This window comes from Vreelandella halophila (assembly GCF_009856365.1).
Taxonomy (GTDB): Bacteria; Pseudomonadota; Gammaproteobacteria; order Pseudomonadales; family Oleiphilaceae; genus Halospina; species Halospina utahensis_B.
Genome location: NZ_WMEX01000001.1, coordinates 656,239 through 674,423 on the forward strand (window position 1 = coordinate 656,239; position 18,185 = coordinate 674,423).

The 18,185-nt window shown below is 62.5% G+C and carries 19 protein-coding genes; 12 read left to right on the top strand and 7 right to left on the bottom strand.

Annotated features, from left to right (window positions below; translation table 11 throughout):
* Nucleotides 1-31 precede the first annotated feature (31 nt).
* Nucleotides 32-1,309 (top strand): 4-aminobutyrate--2-oxoglutarate transaminase, encoded by a 1,278-nt coding sequence (gene gabT / locus GLW01_RS02925; protein ID WP_095617458.1) that lies wholly within the window; start codon nucleotides 32-34, stop codon nucleotides 1,307-1,309.
* 72 nt (nucleotides 1,310-1,381) lie between these two features.
* Here the strand turns inward: gabT and GLW01_RS02930 are convergent, their stop codons facing one another.
* Nucleotides 1,382-1,942 carry an Hsp20/alpha crystallin family protein gene (locus GLW01_RS02930; RefSeq protein ID WP_160898069.1) on the bottom strand — a complete coding sequence of 187 codons (561 nt, stop codon included), beginning with the start codon at nucleotides 1,940-1,942 and terminating at the stop codon, nucleotides 1,382-1,384.
* Between the two features lie 159 nt (nucleotides 1,943-2,101).
* Here GLW01_RS02930 and GLW01_RS02935 point away from each other — a divergent pair, with 159 nt between their 5' ends.
* From GLW01_RS02935 to GLW01_RS02945, 3 genes are read left to right on the top strand one after another with little or no spacing between them, the layout of a single operon-like run.
* On the top strand, nucleotides 2,102-3,796 hold the full coding sequence (locus GLW01_RS02935) for a carbon starvation CstA family protein (RefSeq protein ID WP_340162428.1): 1,695 nt from the start codon (nucleotides 2,102-2,104) through the stop codon (nucleotides 3,794-3,796).
* Entirely contained in the window at nucleotides 3,789-4,049 is a 261-nt protein-coding gene (locus GLW01_RS02940; RefSeq protein WP_095617456.1) for a cory-CC-star protein, read from the top strand. Before GLW01_RS02935 ends, GLW01_RS02940 begins: the two co-directional genes overlap by 8 nt.
* The gene (locus GLW01_RS02945) at nucleotides 4,040-5,005 is read left to right on the top strand and encodes an ArsA family ATPase (RefSeq protein WP_160898070.1); all 966 of its coding nucleotides are present in this window, start codon (nucleotides 4,040-4,042) and stop codon (nucleotides 5,003-5,005) included. Before GLW01_RS02940 ends, GLW01_RS02945 begins: the two co-directional genes overlap by 10 nt.
* Here GLW01_RS02945 and GLW01_RS02950 read toward each other — a convergent pair.
* A complete protein-coding gene (locus tag GLW01_RS02950) occupies nucleotides 5,002-6,183 on the bottom strand; it encodes an iron-containing alcohol dehydrogenase (RefSeq protein WP_160898071.1) in 1,182 nt (393 codons plus the stop codon). The genes GLW01_RS02945 and GLW01_RS02950 overlap by 4 nt on opposite strands.
* Complete coding sequence (locus tag GLW01_RS02955; protein ID WP_151439044.1) at nucleotides 6,180-6,728, bottom strand: hypothetical protein; 549 nt, start codon at nucleotides 6,726-6,728, stop codon at nucleotides 6,180-6,182. The genes GLW01_RS02950 and GLW01_RS02955 overlap by 4 nt, the downstream gene beginning before the upstream one ends.
* A gap of 149 nt (nucleotides 6,729-6,877) precedes the next feature.
* On the opposite strand from GLW01_RS02955, the gene GLW01_RS02960 reads away from it, so the two are divergent.
* The gene (locus tag GLW01_RS02960; protein WP_160898072.1) at nucleotides 6,878-7,789 is read left to right on the top strand and encodes an alpha/beta fold hydrolase; all 912 of its coding nucleotides are present in this window, start codon (nucleotides 6,878-6,880) and stop codon (nucleotides 7,787-7,789) included.
* Here GLW01_RS02960 and GLW01_RS02965 read toward each other — a convergent pair.
* Nucleotides 7,772-9,061 carry a M48 family metallopeptidase gene (locus tag GLW01_RS02965; protein WP_151439046.1) on the bottom strand — a complete coding sequence of 430 codons (1,290 nt, stop codon included), beginning with the start codon at nucleotides 9,059-9,061 and terminating at the stop codon, nucleotides 7,772-7,774. The two genes, GLW01_RS02960 and GLW01_RS02965, sit on opposite strands and share 18 nt — an antisense overlap.
* Before the next feature lie 79 nt (nucleotides 9,062-9,140).
* Here GLW01_RS02965 and GLW01_RS02970 point away from each other — a divergent pair, with 79 nt between their 5' ends.
* From GLW01_RS02970 to GLW01_RS02985, 4 genes are all read left to right on the top strand, one after another.
* Nucleotides 9,141-9,617, top strand: a complete 477-nt coding sequence (locus GLW01_RS02970; protein WP_151439047.1) for a PaaI family thioesterase — start codon at nucleotides 9,141-9,143, stop codon at nucleotides 9,615-9,617.
* On the top strand, nucleotides 9,614-10,045 hold the full coding sequence (locus GLW01_RS02975) for a PaaI family thioesterase (RefSeq protein ID WP_151439048.1): 432 nt from the start codon (nucleotides 9,614-9,616) through the stop codon (nucleotides 10,043-10,045). Before GLW01_RS02970 ends, GLW01_RS02975 begins: the two co-directional genes overlap by 4 nt.
* 192 nt (nucleotides 10,046-10,237) lie before the next feature.
* The gene (gene htpG, locus GLW01_RS02980) at nucleotides 10,238-12,145 is read left to right on the top strand and encodes a molecular chaperone HtpG (protein WP_151439049.1); all 1,908 of its coding nucleotides are present in this window, start codon (nucleotides 10,238-10,240) and stop codon (nucleotides 12,143-12,145) included.
* A gap of 12 nt (nucleotides 12,146-12,157) precedes the next feature.
* Nucleotides 12,158-12,421, top strand: coding sequence for a DUF2835 family protein (locus GLW01_RS02985; RefSeq protein ID WP_151439050.1), 264 nt, complete (start codon nucleotides 12,158-12,160; stop codon nucleotides 12,419-12,421).
* A 39-nt stretch (nucleotides 12,422-12,460) separates the two neighbouring features.
* Here the strand turns inward: GLW01_RS02985 and GLW01_RS02990 are convergent, their stop codons facing one another.
* Nucleotides 12,461-13,036: a lytic transglycosylase domain-containing protein gene (locus GLW01_RS02990; protein WP_151439051.1), complete on the bottom strand. Its 576-nt coding sequence runs from the start codon at nucleotides 13,034-13,036 to the stop codon at nucleotides 12,461-12,463.
* A gap of 10 nt (nucleotides 13,037-13,046) precedes the next feature.
* On the bottom strand, nucleotides 13,047-14,777 hold the full coding sequence (locus GLW01_RS02995; RefSeq protein ID WP_151439052.1) for a proline--tRNA ligase: 1,731 nt from the start codon (nucleotides 14,775-14,777) through the stop codon (nucleotides 13,047-13,049).
* Between the two features lie 125 nt (nucleotides 14,778-14,902).
* Here GLW01_RS02995 and GLW01_RS03000 point away from each other — a divergent pair, with 125 nt between their 5' ends.
* Together GLW01_RS03000 and GLW01_RS03005 are read left to right on the top strand one after the other, a co-directional pair.
* Nucleotides 14,903-15,310 (top strand): PaaI family thioesterase, encoded by a 408-nt coding sequence (locus GLW01_RS03000; protein WP_151439053.1) that lies wholly within the window; start codon nucleotides 14,903-14,905, stop codon nucleotides 15,308-15,310.
* Nucleotides 15,307-15,525: a DUF3565 domain-containing protein gene (locus tag GLW01_RS03005; RefSeq protein WP_160898073.1), complete on the top strand. Its 219-nt coding sequence runs from the start codon at nucleotides 15,307-15,309 to the stop codon at nucleotides 15,523-15,525. The genes GLW01_RS03000 and GLW01_RS03005 overlap by 4 nt, the downstream gene beginning before the upstream one ends.
* A gap of 8 nt (nucleotides 15,526-15,533) precedes the next feature.
* On the opposite strand, the gene GLW01_RS03010 is transcribed toward GLW01_RS03005, so the two are convergent.
* Nucleotides 15,534-16,028: an Lrp/AsnC family transcriptional regulator gene (locus GLW01_RS03010; RefSeq protein WP_151439055.1), complete on the bottom strand. Its 495-nt coding sequence runs from the start codon at nucleotides 16,026-16,028 to the stop codon at nucleotides 15,534-15,536.
* A gap of 462 nt (nucleotides 16,029-16,490) precedes the next feature.
* Here GLW01_RS03010 and GLW01_RS03015 point away from each other — a divergent pair, with 462 nt between their 5' ends.
* Nucleotides 16,491-18,167, top strand: a complete 1,677-nt coding sequence (locus GLW01_RS03015; RefSeq protein ID WP_151439056.1) for a 2-isopropylmalate synthase — start codon at nucleotides 16,491-16,493, stop codon at nucleotides 18,165-18,167.
* Nucleotides 18,168-18,185: the final 18 nt, after the last annotated feature.

Sequence of the window (18,185 nt, forward strand, 5' to 3'; positions counted from 1 at the left end):
CTATCCCCAAATTCCCGGAGGGAGAGATTCGATGAACAACGAGCAGCTTCAGGCTCTGAAGGAGAAATACGTTGCCGCTGGCGGTGCCAGCCCCAACAAGCAGTTCGCCGATCACGCGGAAAACGCCGTGCTCTGGGACGCGGACGGCAAGCGCATGATTGACTTTGCCGGGGGCATCGGCGTCCTCAACCTGGGGCATCGCCATCCCCGGGTGGTTGAAGCGGTCAAGGGCCAGCTCGACAAGCTGATGCATACCTGCCAGACCGTCATGCCCTACGCTCCCTACGTGCAGCTGGCCGAGAAGCTGAGCAACATCGTGCCGGTGCGCGGCCATGGCAAGGTCTTCCTGGCCAACTCCGGAGCCGAAGCCCTGGAAAACGCCGTCAAGATCGCGCGCTCCAGTACTGGGCGCAGCAACGTCATCTGCTTTACCGGCGGCTATCACGGTCGGACCTTCATGACCATGGCGATGAACGGCAAGGTCCACCCCTACCAGACCGATTTCGGCCCCATGCCGGGTGGTGTCTTCCGGGCGCCCTATCCAGTGCCCTATCACGGTGTGAGCGAGGAAGAAGCCCTGCGCGGCCTCGAGGCCACCTTCAAGGCGGACTCCGCGCCCCAGCACACTGCTGCCATCGTTATTGAGCCGGTTCTGGGCGAGGGCGGTTTCTACGCCGCGTCGCCGGAGTTCCTGCAGAAGATCCGCTCCATCTGTGATGAGCACGGTATCCGCATGATCGTGGACGAGGTCCAGTCCGGTTTCGGCCGTACCGGCAAGATGTTCGCCATCGAGCACAGTGGTGTTGAGCCGGACATGATGACCATGGCCAAGAGCATGGCCGACGGCATGCCGATCTCCGCCGTGGTGGGAACCGACCACATCATGGACAGCTCCGGCGGCAACTCCCTGGGGGGCACCTACACCGGTAACCCCCTGGCGTGCGCGGCGGCCAACGCGGCTATTGATGTGTTTGAGGAAGAGGACATCCTTGGCAAGAGCCGTGCCCTGGGCGCGCGCCTCGAGGAGCGCTTCAACGACTGGCACCGCCGTTTCCCGCACGTGGACAACGTGCGCCGTGTCGGCGCCATGGCAGCTTTCGAACTGGTGAAGAGCCGCGACAGCCACGAGCCTGATGCCGAGATGGCGGCTGCCATCGTGGGCAAGGTCAAGGAGAAGGGCCTGATCCTGTTGAGCTGTGGCATGTATGGCAACACGCTGCGGTTCCTGATGCCGGTGACCATTGAGAACGAGGTTCTCGAGGAAGGTCTGGGCATGATCGAGGAGGCGCTGGCCGAAGTTCACGGCTGAGCACCTGCTCCAGGATCGTAAAAAAGGGGCTCCCACGGGAGCCCCTTTGTCGTTGCGGATCCTGTGCCCGCGTTACTCCACTTCGATCCGCCGCGAACTTCCGGCCTGTTCCGGATCACGGCCAATGGTGATGGTCAGTACACCGTTGCGGAACTTCGCCCGGAGGTCATCGGCTCTGGCGTCCGCGGGGAGATCCAGGATCCGCTGGAAGGCGCCGTAGCGGCGCTCGACGAAATGGTAGTTGTCGTCGCTGTCGTCCCGTTCCTGTTGTTTCTCACCCCGGATGACGAGGGCGTCACCCTCCAACTCGACTTTCACGTCATCCTTTTCAACACCGGGCATATCCACGTGCAGTGTGTAGTGTCTGTCGCTCTCCTTGATGTCCACCGACGGCCGGAAGAAATCCTCCGTGATGCCGCCACCCAGCGCTGGCCACTGGGAAAGGCCGAACTGGCGGTAGAAATCATCAAAGAGCCGGTCCATCCGGTCGTGCAGGCTTGTGACCGGATCACTGCTTACGGGCTGTGACCCGCCTTCCCGGGTGGCCGGTACAGCGTTCATGTTCTGTTGTTCACGGGCCTGCTCCTGTTCCTTGCGGAACCAGTTCCACGGGGAGATCTTTTTCAGGTCCATAGCATCACCTCCTCCGGTAGATTCATCATGACCTTCTATTCCTTTAGGTGTGGGGCGGAAACGGTGGTTTCAAGAGGCGGCCTGTACACCCGCCGCCTCAGCGGTTAAGGTTTCAGACCGTCTTGTAACGCCACTCACTGGGCACCGCAGGAGGATTCCGTGACAAGCTGGCTGATGGCATTGATGGCGTTCGCCGTCTTTTTCCTGGGTTACCGCTATTATTCCCGTTTTCTTGCTGAACGGCTTTTTCAGCTGAGCCCGGACTATCGGACTCCGGCGCGTCGCTATGAAGACAGTGTGGATTTCGTCCCGACCAACAAGTTCATCCTCTGGGGCCATCACTTCACGTCCGTGGCGGGTGCCGCGCCCATCATCGGGCCCGCCATTGCGATGATCTGGGGCTGGGGGCCGGCCCTCGCGTGGGTGTTGATCGGCACGGTGTTCATGGCCGGCATCCATGACTTCGGTACGCTCTGGGCATCCGTCCGCAACCGGGGCCAGTCGGTGGGTGTGATTGCCCGCAATGTCATCAGCCCGCGTGCGCTGATGCTGTTTCTTCTGATCATCTTCTTCCTGCTGTTGATGGTGAATGCGGTCTTTGCCGTGGCCATCGGCACGCTGTTCTCCACCTTCCCGGAGAGTGTGCTGCCGTACTGGCTGCAGATTCCGATCGCCATCACCATCGGTGTCCTGGTCTATCGTCGCAACTGGCACATCCTGATGCCGTCGCTGGCTGGGCTCATCCTGCTGCTGTTCCTGGTCTACGCCGGCACACTCGCACCGCTGGGGCTGCCCGAGCAGATGGGGGGCTATTCCAGCACCGCCTGGTGGGTGCTGATCATGCTGGGTTACGGCGCTATTGCCTCGCGCCTGCCGGTCTGGCTGCTGCTTCAGCCCAGGGACTTCATCAACTCGCATCTGCTGTTCATCTGCCTCGCGCTGGTTTATATGGGTGTGTTCATCGGGCAGCCCGAGATTGTTGCGCCGATGTACAACACGGCCGTTCCCGATGATGCGCCACCGCTGCTGCCGCTGCTGTTCGTGACCATCGCCTGTGGTGCGATTTCCGGGTTCCACGGTCTGGTCAGTTCCGGTACCTCCTCCAAACAGCTGGCGCACGAGACGGATGCCCGGTTCGTGGGTTACCTGGGGTCCACAGGCGAGGGGCTGCTGGCGGTTGCGGCCATCCTGGCAACGGCTGCCGGCTTTGCCACCGTTGGGGACTGGAACGAGCATTACGGTTCATGGGCCGAGGCCAGCAGCCAGGGGATTGCGGCTTTCGTGGAAGGGGCCGGTAACCATGTGAACCAGCTTGGTATTCCTGTGGAAGTGGCGACCACCTTCATGTCCATGATGGTGGTGGCATTCGCTGCGACCACCCTGGATACCAGCATGCGCCTGCAGCGGTTCATCCTGGGTGAAATCGGTCGCCAGTACCGGATGCCAGCTCTGGGCAACATCAACTTTGCGACCGTTCTGGTTTTCCTGAGCTGTGCTGCGTTGGCGTTCTTCGCTGATCCCTCGAATCCAGGGGCCGGGGGTATGGTGCTCTGGCCGCTGTTCGGCACCACCAACCAGCTCACAGCCGGACTGTCGCTGCTGGTCCTGACGCTCATCCTCTGGCACCTGAAGCGTCCCATCATCTACAGCCTGGTGCCGTTCCTGTTTGTGGGCGTGATGACCATCTGGAGCATGATCATCAATATCGGCACCTACCTGCGGGAGGGCAACATGCTGCTGGTGGTGATCGGTGGTTTGATCTTCGTGCTCAACATCTGGCTGATTCTGGAAGGGATCAACGCGGTGCGCCAGAAGCGCGATCCCTCCGAACTGCTGGATACGGACAATGATTAGGGAAGGGCTGCGGCGCCTGTTCGCGTTCTACGACGAGATGTACCAGGCGCCGTATCGCCGGATTGAACGCCGTGCCCAGCGCCGCAGGGACGATCTGTTCCGGCTCATGGTGCTGTCCGAGTCACTGGGCGTGCCCAATCCCGCGGCCTTCTACACCCTTGAACTGGTGCCCTTCATGCTGGAGGACTTCCATGAATGGCACCAGCGCATGGGGATGGAGCATTCCCCGCTGGAGGGCTTCCGTTGCTGCTAGGGCGCCTCTTCGGCCGTAAAGCCGCACCGGTGGATACCGGCGAGGGCGCGCGGCTGGTGTTCTTCGGTGGCAAGGGGGGCGTGGGCAAGACTACCTGTGCTTCCGCTTATGCCCTTGCCAGGGGGCGTGAAGGGGAAAGGGTGCTGGTCATTTCCACGGATCCGGCCCACTCCCTGGGGGATCTATGGTTGGTCTCCCTGGGACCATCGCCCAAGCGGGTAGCCGAAGGCGTGGAAGCGCTGGAGCTGGATCCTGCTAAGGCCCTTGAGAATTACATCAGCCAGGTGCGTGAGAACCTGCGCGACCTGGCCAGCCCGGAGGTGCGCGAGGCGGCGGAACGCCAGGCCTCACTCGCTGCCGGGGCGCCGGGGGCCGAGGAGGCGGCCCTGCTGGATGAACTGGTGCGCCTGACCCTTGGGAATGAGAGCCGGTACGACCGGATCGTGTTCGATACCGCGCCCACGGGCCATACGCTTCAACTGTTGCAGTTGCCGGAGGTCATGCGCACCTGGACGGAGGCGCTGCTGGAAAAACGACGGGAGGCGGTGGATACCAGCAGTGCGCTGCAGGGGGCGGAGGGAAGCCCCGAAGATCGGGCCGCGCGGATTCTGGCGGAGCGCCGGGATCGCTACATGGCGATGCGGGATCGCCTGAGGGATCCGAATCGGACCCGCTTCATTCCGGTCCTTAATCCGGATCGCCTGTCACGGGAGGAAACCCGTCGCATGGTGGCGACCCTGGAAGAGGTGAATGTCCGGGTGGATACGCTCATCCTCAACCGGGTCCTGCCTGAAAGCGCGGACGGCGATTTTGCCCGCCGGCGCCGCGAGTCCGAAGCGGATCACATCGCGGCGACACGTCAGGCCTTTCCCGGCATGACCCTGATCCAGCTGCCCCTGAATGCGGCTGACGTGAGCCGTGACCAGGGGCTTGAGGAACTGGCCGGGGCGCTTTAGGCCCAGGCCTTTTCCAGCACCGCACGGGCATCCTCGAGCGAGGCTTCCTTCGGATTGAACATGATGGAGCCGTCGTCGATGGTCATCTGCGCAATCCGGTCCAGCTGGCTCTTCTCGACCTTGCCGGTTTCCTGGAGGGTGCGCGGCAGCCCACAGTGGCGATGGAGGTCGTCACGCAGCTTGCGGATGGTCGCAATGGACTCCTCGGCACGCTGGCTCTTGGGCGTCATGGCGTAGATCTCGGGGCCGGCCAGGTGCAGCAGCAGCTCGCTCAGCGGCTCACGGATCTCTTCCAGGTTGTATTCCAGCACGTAGGGCAGGAACAGGCTCATGCACAGCCCGTGGGGCAGGTGGCAGGCCGCGCCCAGTGAGTGGCCAAGGGCATGGACCAGACCAACCATGGAGTTCGAGAAGGCAATCCCCGCCATGGTGGAGGCCTGGGCCAGCTCCAGGCGGCGCTCGGCGTCGTCCGGCTTTTCCATGACCTTGAGCAGGTTGTTGCTGATCTTCCTGATGGCTGCCGCCGCGTAGGCGTCACTCAGCGGGTTCTTGGCGAGACAGGTGAAGGCCTCCACCGAGTGGGTCATGGCATCCATACCCGTGGCCGCCGTGATCTGCGGGGGCAGGGTGAGCGTCATGCGCGGATCGAGCACCGCCGCGTCCGGAAGCATGAAGCCGGAGGCAAAGGGCAGCTTGACCTCTTTCTCGGTATCCGCGATCACGGCCACGTTGGTGACCTCGGATCCGGTGCCGGCCGTGGTCGGGATCACGAAGAATGGCTTGAGCGGGCGCTTGAGCACGCCGGAACCGGCGTACTGGGCAATGTCATCACCGCCTTCGGAGACCAGGATGTTCACCGCCTTGGCCGTGTCGATTGGCGAGCCGCCGCCGATGGCGAGAATCCCGTCGCACTTCTGTTTGCGGTATTCCTTCGCGATCGCAGTGACCGTCTGCTTGGAGGAGTCAGCGGGCACGTCGTCATAGACTACGGTGATGTCCATGCCGCCTTCTTCGCAGGCAGCCAGGACCTTGTCCAGAAGGCCTGCGTTACGCACTCCCTTGTCGGTGACCACCATGGGCCGCTTCACAGCGCGGGAGCTGAACTCGTAGGGCAGGTGTTCGAGTGCTGCCTGGCCGGCGATGACCTTGACCGGGCAGAAGAATTCGTAATAGCTCATGATGACCTCACCGTGTCCACAAAATTCATTGCCACTTTCAGATAGATGCGGGCCGCGCTGAAGACTTTCTCAGGCAGGCCCAGATTATCCGGGTATTCCTTGACCGCGCGGGAGGCAACCAGCCGCGGCAGGATGAAGGTCTCGAGGCGGTTGAGTACACGCGTCATGCGCACCGCGTAGCCCAGGTCGCCATCCACCAGCATGCGGTCATTGGCGAAGGACTGGGCGGTTTTCTCCTGGAACGACAGGACCAGAAAAGCGTGATGCAGGTGCTTGAACTGGATGCTCAGGTCGGGCCTCTGGGCCACGCTGCCGCCCAGATACTGGAGGCTGCCGTCGCGCTGCTTGCGGATGAACAAAGCCGGGCCCTTCGGCATGACCTGCATCGAGAAGAGGAAGCCATCCGGAAGGACGGCCACTTCGCCACGGACTTCATCGTCCACCTGGCTGATCGCTTCCAGCGAGCGGCCAACAACATCCAGCATCAGCTGGACATAGGTACGCTTGGCCTGGGAGGCCAAGGGTCTCAGACGTTCTCGGATCATGATGGTCGATTCCCTGCGTAGAAAGCGGTTTCGCGTTGAACGTGATAGGCTACGCCACCGTGCGCAGGCCCACCTGAATTGTCCGACGCCTTTTGTACCACAGCGCCGGAACCGATGACAGGGTGGCAGGTTATCCAGAACGGGAGGACATGGCATTGGCACAAACGGCACCCGCACCCATTCCCGGATTGCAGTACTGGGAGCGCCGCACGTCCGCGGGCCATCTCGTCACAGGCTGGCACTCACAACCCAGTGGCCGACCGGTGGTGCACTTCATCCATGGCAACGGCTACAACAGCCTGGTCTATCTGCCCCTCCTGGAGCGCCTTGCCGAGGACTATGACCTGTTCCTGAGCGACGTCCAGGGCCATGGCGCCAGTGAAGAGAACGGTGAATTTCTGGGCTGGAACCGGACCTCCGAGCTGTGTGAGGAAACCTGGCAGGCATTCGCCCATCTCTGGGAAGGGCAGCCCCATTACGCCATGGGCCACAGCTTCGGCGGCATCATGAGCCTGTTGATGATGGAGCGGGATCCGGCCCTCTTCGACCGCGCCGTCCTTCTGGACCCGATTATCTTCTCCAGGCGGATGCTGTGGGTGATGCGCATTGGTACCTGGCTTGGACTCTGGCAGAACAATGGCTTCTCGAAGAAGACACGGCAGCGCCGAAGTGAGTGGCCGGATCGTGCCACCGCGCTGGAAAGCCTGGAAGGGCGAGGCATGTTCCGGGGCTGGACTCCGGAAGCGCTCCGGGCCTACGTGAACCATGCGCTGATCGAGCAGGACGGCCAGGTGGTGCTGCGGTGTCCGCCAGAGGTGGAGGCGGCGATTTTTGCCGGCTATCCACGTGGACTGTGGCGGGCCATGAGGCGCTTGCGCACCCCCAGCCATGTGATCCATGGCGAGAGTACCTACGACTTCGTGCGCGACTCCGTTGCACAATGGGTCACACTCAACCGGAACGTGAGTGCCGAGACACTGCCCGGGGGGCACTGCTTTATGCAGCAGGCCCCGGGAACCGCGGCCGAAAAGGTGCGCGCAGCGCTAGCCGCCGCTCAGTGACTCCAGCCTCTGGCGGGCAATATCGCCAATCCTGCCTTCGCCCTGGGCGGCCTTCTGGTAGTACTGGCGGGCCTCGCTGGTACGCCCCTGGCCGGAAATCGCATCGCCGAGCCCAAGGTAGGCGATGCTGGTGGGCACGACCTCCAGCGAGGCCTTGAAGTCCTTCTCCGCGGCGTCAAAGTTGTCCAGCTCCTCATGGGCCAGACCCCGTCCGATGCGGTAACTGAACATCTCCGGGTAGAGCTCCACCGCCCGGTTGTAGTCCGCCAGTGCGGACTCGGTCTGACCCTGCTGCATCCGGATGTCGGCGCGCAGTTCCCGGAACGCGGCCTCGTCTGGAACCTGCTTTATGGCCTGCTCCAGCAGAGCCAGAGCCTTCTCGGACTCCCCTTCGCCGGCGGCCTTACGGGCCCGGTCGTAGGCTTCGTAGGCATCCGCATCCTCGCGTAGTCCGGCCATCATGCGCTGATAGCGTTCTTCCCCGAAGGTGCCTTCGCGCCCCAGTTCATCAGCAATCCGGCGGTTGGCCTCGACGCGCTCCTGGGACGGTGGGTGGGAACGGAAAAGCCCGGTTACGAAGTTGCTCTGCTCGTTCTTCGACAGACGCACGAAGACCTCCTGGAGCTGGACGGCGGCTTCCGGGTTGTAGCCGGCCTCGGCCATGTACTGCATGCCGTAGCGGTCGGATTCCAGCTCGTGGCTGCGGCTGTACTGCGCCATGATCAGCTGCGAGCCAAGGGCGGCGCCGCCCATGATCAGCCCGGCGTATTCATTGCCGTTCAGCGCCAGACCCAGGCCTATACCGGCCACCCCCAGGTTGATGAGGGTGCCGCGCTGCATGCGCTGCGCACTGTGGCGGGCTGCCGCGTGTACGATCTCGTGCCCCATGACGGCTGCCAGCTGGGCTTCGTTCTCAAGCTCCGTGAGCAGGCCCCGGTTGATCGCGATCTTGCCTCCGGGCAGGGCCCAGGCGTTGGGTACGCCGCTGTTGATCACGGTGAACTCGTAGGGGAGGTCGGGGCGGTCGCTGACGTCCGCCAGGGACTGGCCCACCTCGGACACGTAGTTGTTGAGTTTCTCGCCCCGGTAGTAGCGCCCGCCCTGGGTCTGGATGGTGGGCTGGTACTGCTCCCTGCCGATCTGGAGCTCATCGGACTCAGAGACCAGGCGCAGCTCACGCTCACCGGTGACGGGATTGACACCACAGCCGCCCACGAGAAGGGTTGTGAGGATCAGGGCCGGAAGGGCATGAAGGTGTTTCAGGCGCCGCATGGGTCAGGGTACCTCGTCTGTGAAAGGGAGTCAGTTTCCGTTATAGTGCGCCGGATTCCACGCAGATTGCAAAGCCGCCATGAATGATGAAACCCTGCTCGCACGGGTCTCGCGCTTCATCGGGACCCTGCGTCACTGCCAGCATCTGGGTATCCGGGCTGTATCCGCCACGGAGAATGAGCTGGTCGTTGAACTGCCTTATTCCGATGCCATTGTAGGCAACCCGGAGACCGGGGTGATCCACGGCGGGGCGATCACCACGCTCATGGATACCGCCTCCGGTACGGTGGTGATCTGCGCGCTGCCGGAGTTTGAGCTCTGCCCTACACTCGATCTGCGGGTGGACTACATGCGGGCGGCTGAGCCGGGGCATCCGGTGTACGCACGGGCACGGGCCTACCGGGTAACCAGTAATATCGTCTTTACCCGCTGTGAGACCTTCCAGGAGGATCCGGAGCAGACCATTGCCCACTGTGTGGGAACCTTCATGCGGATCGGCCCGGAAGCCACGCCCAAGGCCTACCGTGACCTGATCACGGGAGGGTATGACGAATGAGCCTGTCCGGTGAGATGCGCAGTGCCCTGGAGGCCGGGGATTACCAGGCCCTGATCCAGGCCGTGCCCTACGCCCGAACCCTGGGCATGGAATGCGAGACCTTCGGGGAGGAGGTGGTTTTCCACCTGCCCCGCAGCGATGACAACCTCGGCAATCCCATCCTGCCTGCCATCCATGGTGGCGTGATTGGTGGCTTCCTTGAGATGTCCGCCATGATCTCGCTCATGATGTCCCAGGAGACCCCCAGGCTGCCACGGATCGTGGACTTTTCCCTCGACTATCTGCGTGCCGGGCTGGACCGGGATACCTTCTGCGAGTGCCACCTGACCCGCCAGGGCAACCGGGTGGCGAACGTGATCGTGACCGCGTGGCAGCAGTCCCGGCGCAAGCCCATTGCGACGGCACGCGCGCACTTCATCATGGATTGACCCCGAAACCTGAACCTGTAGGAGCTTGCTTTGCAAGCGATATCGCGAGCAAAGCTCGCTCCCACGGTAATATCGCTTGCAAGCAAGCTCCTACAGGTTGACGACACCCCTTGAAATCCGGCGCACTGCCCCAAAATTGCCAGCTGACAACAGGTTCAAGCAGGCAACAACCATCAAGGAGTGCGGCGCATCATGACTGCCGAAGCACAGAAAGAAACCCTCGGCTTCCAGACCGAGGTCAAACAGCTCCTCAACATCGTTATCAATTCCCTGTACTCCAACCGGGAAGTCTTCCTGCGGGAGCTGATCTCCAATGCCTCCGACGCTGAGGACAAGCTCCGCTTCGAGGCCCTGTCCAATAATCAGCTTCTGGAGGAAGACCCGGATCTGGCGATTCATCTGAGCTACGATTCAGAGGCCGGCACCATCACCATCCGGGATAACGGCATCGGTATGACCCGGGACGAGGTGATCGAGAACCTGGGCACCATCGCCAAGTCCGGTACCTCGGACTTCCTCAACCAGCTCACTGGTGACCAGCAGAAGGACGCCAAGCTCATTGGTCAGTTTGGTGTGGGCTTCTATTCGTCCTTCATCGTTGCCGACCAGGTGGAAGTGACCACCCGCAAGGCTGGGACGGGCTCCTCTGAAGGCGTGCACTGGGTCTCCAGTGGCGACGGTCAGTTCACCATTGAGCCTGTTGAAAACGCGCCCCGGGGGACAACCGTGGTCCTGCACCTGCGTGAGGATGCGAAGGATTTCGCGGACGGCCACCGTCTGCGCCATCTGGTGAAGAAGTACTCCGATCATATTTCGTTCCCGGTCCGCATGCCCCCGGAGCCGACCGGTGAAGAGGACGAGAACCAGGAGGACAAGCCCGCCGAGGAGACCGTCAACGAGGCAACGGCCCTGTGGACCCGGCCGCGTAATGAGGTTTCCGAGGACGAGTACAAAGCGTTCTACAAGCACATCGCGCATGACTTCGAGGACCCGCTGACCTGGTCCCACAACCGGGTTGAAGGCTCGCTGGACTACACCAGCCTGCTCTACATTCCGGGCCGGGCGCCGTTCGACCTTTACAACCGGGAAGCCTCACGTGGCCTGAAGCTGTACGTGCAGCGCGTCTTCATCATGGACGACGCCGAGCAGTTCCTGCCGCTGTACCTGCGCTTCGTGCGCGGCGTGATCGACAGCAATGACCTCTCGCTGAACGTCTCGCGGGAGATCCTGCAGAACGACAGTACCGTTGAGAGCATCCGCACGGCGCTGACCAAGCGGGTGCTGGACATGCTCAAGAAGCTGGCCAACAACGATCCGGAGAAGTATCAGCAGTTCTGGGACCAGTTCGGTCAGGTACTCAAGGAAGGGCCCGCGGAAGACTTCGGCAACCGCGAGAAGATCGCGCCGCTGCTGCGGTTCGCCTCCACCCATACCGGCGAGCCCACGCAGAACGTGTCGCTGGATGACTACGTGGCCCGCATGAAGGAAGGCCAGGAGAAGATCTACTTCCTGACATCGGACTCCCACCAGGCGGCCAAGGCGAGCCCGCACCTGGAGATCTTCCGCAAGAAGGGCATTGAGGTGCTGCTGCTGTCGGATCGCATCGATGAATGGATGATGGGGTACCTCAGCGAGTATGAGGGCAAGCACCTGCAGGACATCTCCCGTGGCGAACTGGACCTGGACGAGGTCGAGTCCGAAGAGGAGAAGAAGGAGCAGGAGCAGGCCTCCGAAGAGCACAAGGACCTGGTCGAGCGTATCCAGAAGGTGCTGTCCGACCGGGTGAAGGAAGTGAAGGTGACCAAGCGCCTGACCGAGTCACCGGCTTGCCTGGTGGTTGGCGATTACGACATGGGCCAGCAGATGCGCAAGATCATGGAAGCCGCCGGCCAGCCGCTTCCGGATTCCAAGCCCATCTTTGAGATCAACGTGGATCATCCATTGCTGCAGCGGCTTGAGAAGGAGCAGGGCGAGGAGCGGTTCTCGGATCTGACCCAGGTGATCTTTGATCAGGCGACACTCGCCAGCGGTCAGGAGATCGAGGATCCAGGCACCTATGTATCCCGCCTCAACCGTCTGCTTCTGGAACTCGCGGAGTAAGCGGGAGGACGTATGGCCGGAGAGTCAGTGGTCGTGGATGTGGTGATCCATCGGGATGACTGGCTCCGGGTCTATGAAGGGACCGCCTGGCGCGTCTGGGTCAAGGCGCGTGACGGGCGGTCCGTCGTCTTTCCTGCCCGTATCCTTCAGCGCTGGATGGAGCATGACGGTGTCTTCGGCACGTTCATGATCCACTACGATGGCGAGGGTAAATTCCACTCTGTTGCAAAAATCGGCGACGTTCCGCGGAACACACCGGCTTCCCCGATCGGCTGAACGGAACTGAACTGAACCGGAATCCGCCCTCACCGAGGGTCAGCGATTGACGTGGAAGTGCTGTTCCAGCGCATCAAATACCCGTTCCGGGTACCACACCTTGCCTACGCTGCCGTTGTAGCGGGCCAGCGCCTTTGCGAGGTTCCCGTCTTCCTTTTCCAGGTAGTGCGCCAGAATGGTGGTGCCGTAGACCAGGTTGGTTTCCACCTTGGTGAGGTTGTCCTCGGGGCGGCCGATCTCCTTTTTCCAGAAGGGCATGACCTGCATCAGGCCCTGGGCGCCAACCGGGGAGATGGCGAACCGGTCGAAACCGCTTTCCACCTGGATCACTGCGAGGACGACTTCCGGGGAAAGGCCGCGTCGGCTGGCTTCCCGATGCACCAGCCGGAGAATGCGCAGGCGGCGGTCGTGGTTATCCAGCCAGCGTTCGGTGCGGCCGGACATATCCACAAGCCAGACCTCGGCGTCGAAGCGGTCGTCGAAACTGTCCGCGGCATTCACGGCCTCGCGGAGTTTGGACCGCAGTTCCGGATCCGGCTGGCTGGTGGCGGCATGGATCGGGCTCGCCAGCAACAGGGCAAGCCCGAGTACAGCGATGCTGACGGCGGTGCGCATATTCCGGAGTCTAGTCCGCGATCACCCTGGCCGCCAGGAAGCGGATGATGTCATCCGCCGCCACATCCTGTTTGTCCGCGTCGGTGCGGCCCTTGTATTCAAGGGTGCCGGCTTCCAGGCCGCGGTCACTGATGACCACTCTGTGGGGTATGCCGATCAGCTCCATGTCCGCGAACTTCACCCCCGGGCGCTCTTTGCGGTCATCCAGAAGCACGTCATAGCCGGTCTGGCGCAGCTGGTCATAGAGCTTCTCCGCGGCCTGTGCCACGCGCTCGGACTTGTGCCCGTTGAGCGTGACAATGGCGATCTCGAAGGGGGCGATGGCGGTGGGCCAGGTGATGCCGCTGTCGTCGTGGTTCTGCTCGATGGCAGCCGCCACCAGGCGGGAAACCCCAATGCCGTAGCAGCCCATGTCCATGTGCACGGACTTGCCGTTTTCATCCAGAACGGTGGCGTTCATGGCCTCGCTGTACTTGCGGCCCAGTTTGAACACATGGCCTACCTCAATGCCACGCTGGATGCCAAGAACACCATGGCCGTCCGGGCTGGGATCGCCTTCCTCAACCTCGCGCAGGTCGGCGGTCTCGCCCAGGGCAACATCGCGGTCCCAGTTCACGCCGGTCAGGTGGTAGCCGGTACGGTTGGCGCCACACACAAAATCCGCGAGATGGGCCGCGGCGTGATCCACGATCATGGGGACCCTGAGGCCCACAGGGCCGATGGAGCCGGCGTCGACGCCCAACGCCTTACGGATCTCCTCATCACTGGCCATGGTCAGCGGCTCGGCAACGTCCGCACGCCGCTCCGCCTTGAGGTCGTTCAGGGTATGGTCACCGCGCAGTACCAGTGCCACCAGTGGCTGCTCGTTGCTGTCCTCATCCTTCGGGGCATGGACCAGCAGGGTCTTGAGGACCCGGTCCGGCGTTGTGTTCAGGTAGCCGGCCACCTGTTCGATGGTGTTCTGGTCCGGGGTGGCCACTTCCTGCATGGTTTCGGTGGCGGTGGGGCGCTCACCTTCCGGCGCCAGGGCTTCGGCCAGCTCGGTGTTGGCGGCGTAGTCGCTGTCCGAGCTGAAGGCAATGGCGTCTTCGCCGGAGCTGGCCAGTACGTGGAACTCCTGGGACTTGCTGCCGCCGATGGCGCCGGAGTCCGCCTCCACGGCCCGGAAGTCCAGGCCCAGGCGACGGAAGATGGCGCTGTAGGTGTCGACCATCACCTGGTAGGTCTCGTCCAGTGACTCCGGGCTGGCATGGAAGGAATAGGCGTCCTTCATCAGGAATTCGCGCGAGCGCATCACGCCAAAGCGCGGACGGCGCTCATCCCGGAACTTGGTCTGGATCTGGTAGAAGTTCGCCGGCAGGTCGCGGTAGCTCTTGAGCTCGTTACGGGCGATGTCGGTGATCACTTCCTCGTGTGTGGGGCCGTAACAGAAGTCACGCTCGTGGCGGTCCTTCAGGCGCAGCAGTTCGTCACCGTACTCCTCCCAGCGGCCGCTCTCCTGCCAGAGCTCGGCCGGCTGAATGGCCGGCATCAGCACTTCCTGGGCGCCGGACCGGTCCATTTCCTCGCGCACGATCCGCTCAACCTTGCGCAGCACGCGCAGACCCAGCGGCAGCCAGGTGTAGAGGCCACCGGCGAGGCGGCGGATCATGCCGGCGCGAAGCATCAGCTGGTGGCTGACAATTTCAGCGTCTGCCGGGGTTTCCTTGAGGGTGGCGATCAGGTACTGGCTTGCTCGCATAGGGGCTGAGTCCGTCTGGATGATGCAAAGATGACTGTTCGGTAAGTGGGGGTTATTCTACGAAGTCCGCCGGCCAGGGTACAGGGTGGCGGTTACGCCAGCAGTAATCGGGAGGCAGAGACAGCATGAAGTTGAGTGCCGAGGAAGTGCAGCAGTTGATCCGGGACGGCGTGCCGATGGCCGAGGATATTGATTTCCGCGTGGAAATCATTGAGTACCACGCGGCCACTGCCCGTGTGCCCTTCAGCGAGCGTATGGTGCGCCCGGGCGGCACGCTCTCCGGCCCGGTACAGATGGCGCTGGCGGATGCCACCATGTATGCGGCGGTCCTGGGGGCGCTCGGAGAAGTGCAGATGGCGGTCACCAGCAACCTGAACATCAACTTCCTGCGCAAGCCGGGTCGCTGCGATCTGATCGCCCGTGGTCAGGTTCTGAAACTGGGCAGCCGCAACGCCTTCTGCGAGGTGCAGCTGTTCTCCGAGGGCAGTGATGAACTGGTGGCTCATGTCAGCGGGACCTATTCCCTGCCATGAGACAGCCGATCACGGGTTATCACCGGGATGAGGAGGGGCACTGGGTGGCGCAGCTGGCCTGTGGTCACAATCAGCACGTACGCCATGGCCCGCCATTCATCAACCGCCCCTGGGTGGTCACCCCCGAGGGGCGTGATTCAATGCTCGGCACGGCGCTCGCGTGCAAGAAATGTGATGAGGGGGCGCCGCCGGATGAGCAGCCACTGCAAACCTGAGCCCGCCTTCAGAGGTACTTCAGCGGCAGCTCCGTGTTGTCGATCACACGCCGCATCACGAAGCTGGAGTGCACGCCGCTGACGCCGGTGATGCGAGTAATCTTGTTGAGCAGGAACTGCTGGTAGTGCTCCATGTCCGGCACCACCACCTTGAGGATGTAGTCCGCCTGCTGTCCGGTGATCAGGTAGAGTTCCTGGACTTCCGGGTAGGTGGCGACCTGGTCCTCGAATTCCTGGAAGCGTTCCGGGGTATGGCGGTCCATGCCGATCTGCAGGATGACCGTCAGTGAAAGGCCGAGCTTGCGCCGTTCCAGCAGGGTCTTGCGGCCCAGGATGATGCCGGCCTCCTCCAGTGCCTTCACGCGGCGTGAGCATGGGGAGGGGGATAGGCCAACGCGCTCTGCCAGCTGCTGGTTGGTGAGGCCGCCGTCTTTTTGCAGGTATTCCAGGATCTGGCGATCAATGCGGTCGATCCGGACCAGTTCCGAGTCTGTTTTTGCCATGGAATAACGCCGTTTTTCGTGGTTTAGCTATTATTTGCCAATTTATGGATTTATAGTAGCATAACATTGCTTAACAGTCGGAAATAACCACAAATTCGCAAACACATTGCTCGGTATTTTGGTTACCTTGGACATGTCCCCGGGAGGTGAGCCGGCGTTACCGCGCCGGGCCAGGCTTCCGGAAAGACGGCCCCGCACCAGGGGCCGTCGGTGGCGGTCCGCGACGCCACCCTGGACCGGGTGCCAAAAGCATCCGCAAGCGGAGCAGACGGTGTGATCCACCCTCCGCAGCGCAGGCGCGGCGGCAGGGCAGGCCCCGGGGCTTGCCCCACGCTTGTGCCGCTGGTGTTTCGACCACAGTATTGATGATAGACAGAGGCATCCGGGAAGCCGCGTGGACGGGTTCCCCGATGCCTTGATCCGATTTCAGGCACAGCAGGCAACGCAGAGAAGGAGCAGATCATGGCTTTTGACCATCGCAGGTACCGGCCCTTCAAGCCGCTCAACAAGTCCGATCGGCGCTGGCCGGATAAGGTCATCGAGAAGGCGCCGACTTATTCCGCGGTGGATCTGCGCGATGGCAATCAGGCACTGGTCAAGCCCATGAACATCGCGCAGAAGCAGCGCCTGTTCGACCTGTTGGTGAAGCTCGGCTACAAGCAGATCGAGATCGGCTTCCCGGCCGCCAGTCAGCCCGACTTTGATTTCTGCCGCAAGCTGATCAGTGAGGATCGCATCCCCGAAGACGTCAGTATCCAGATCCTGACCCAGGCACGGCCCGACCTGATCAAGCGCTCCTTTGAGGCGCTGGACGGCGTACACAGTGCGATCGTTCACGTCTACAACTCCACCTCCACCGCCCAGCGTGAGCAGGTGTTCGAGATGGATATGGAAGGCGTGAAGCAGATCGCGGTGGACGGTGCGAAGGAAGTCCAGCGCCATGCGAAGAACTATCCCGATACGGAGTGGATCTTCCAGTATTCCCCGGAAAGCTTCTCCGCGACCGAGGTGGATTACGCCGTAGAGGTGGTGGATGCGGTTAATGACGTCTGGCGCCCGGACCGGGGCCAGCAGGTGATCATCAACCTGCCGGCCACGGTGGAGATGGCCACGCCCAACGTGTTCGCGGATCAGATCGAGTGGTTCTGTGACCACGTGAGGTATCGCGATCACTTCAGCCTGAGCGTCCACACCCATAACGACCGTGGCTGTGCTATTGCGGCGGCGGAGCTGGCGGTCATGGCCGGCGCCGACCGGGTCGAGGGCACGCTGCTGGGCAATGGCGAGCGTACCGGCAACATGGATCTGGTGGCCTTCGGCATGAACCTGTACTCCCAGGGCATTGATCCGGAAGTGGATCTTTCCGGTATGGCCGAAATCGTGGACGTGGTTGAGGCCTGCACCGAGATCGCCACACACCCGCGCCATCCCTGGGCGGGCGAGCTGGTGTTCACGGCCTTCTCCGGCAGCCATCAGGACGCCATCCGCAAGTGCATGGCCAAGCACGGCGAGAATGACATCTGGAACGTGGCCTACCTGCCCATCGATCCCAAAGACATCGGCCGGCGCTACGAGGAAGTGGTGCGCATCAACAGCCAGTCCGGGAAGGGCGGCGTGGCCATGGTGCTGGAGCGCGACTACGGCATCAGCCTGCCGCGCTGGCTGCAGATCGAGTTCGCCAAGGTGGTCCAGAAGGAGGCGGAGATCACCGGTGGCGAAGTGGATTCATCCACCATCCACAAGCTGTTCGAGCGGGACTACCTGCAGGTACCCAAGGGCTGGACACTGCATACCTACGACCTGCACCGCACGGATGATGGCGTCCAGGCGTCGGTCGTGGTGGGCAATGGCGAGCGTACTGAACTCAAGGGTGGCGGCCAGGGCGCGGTTGAGGCCGTGGTAGATGCACTGCAGCACCGCCATGGCGTGAAGGTAGCCGTGGAGGCCTACGATGAGTTCGCGCTGGGCGAGGGCACCAGTGCCAATGCGCTTGCCTGCATCCGGATCCAGGTGAACGGCGAGGTCTACAGCGCGGCGGCGCTGGCCGAGGACACGACGTCAGCAACGCTCCAGGCGCTGCTGTCGTCTGTTGCGCGGTGTGTGAACGCCACGGCGGTGGATACCGCAGCCGTCCTGTAACGCAGGAGCGAGCTTGCT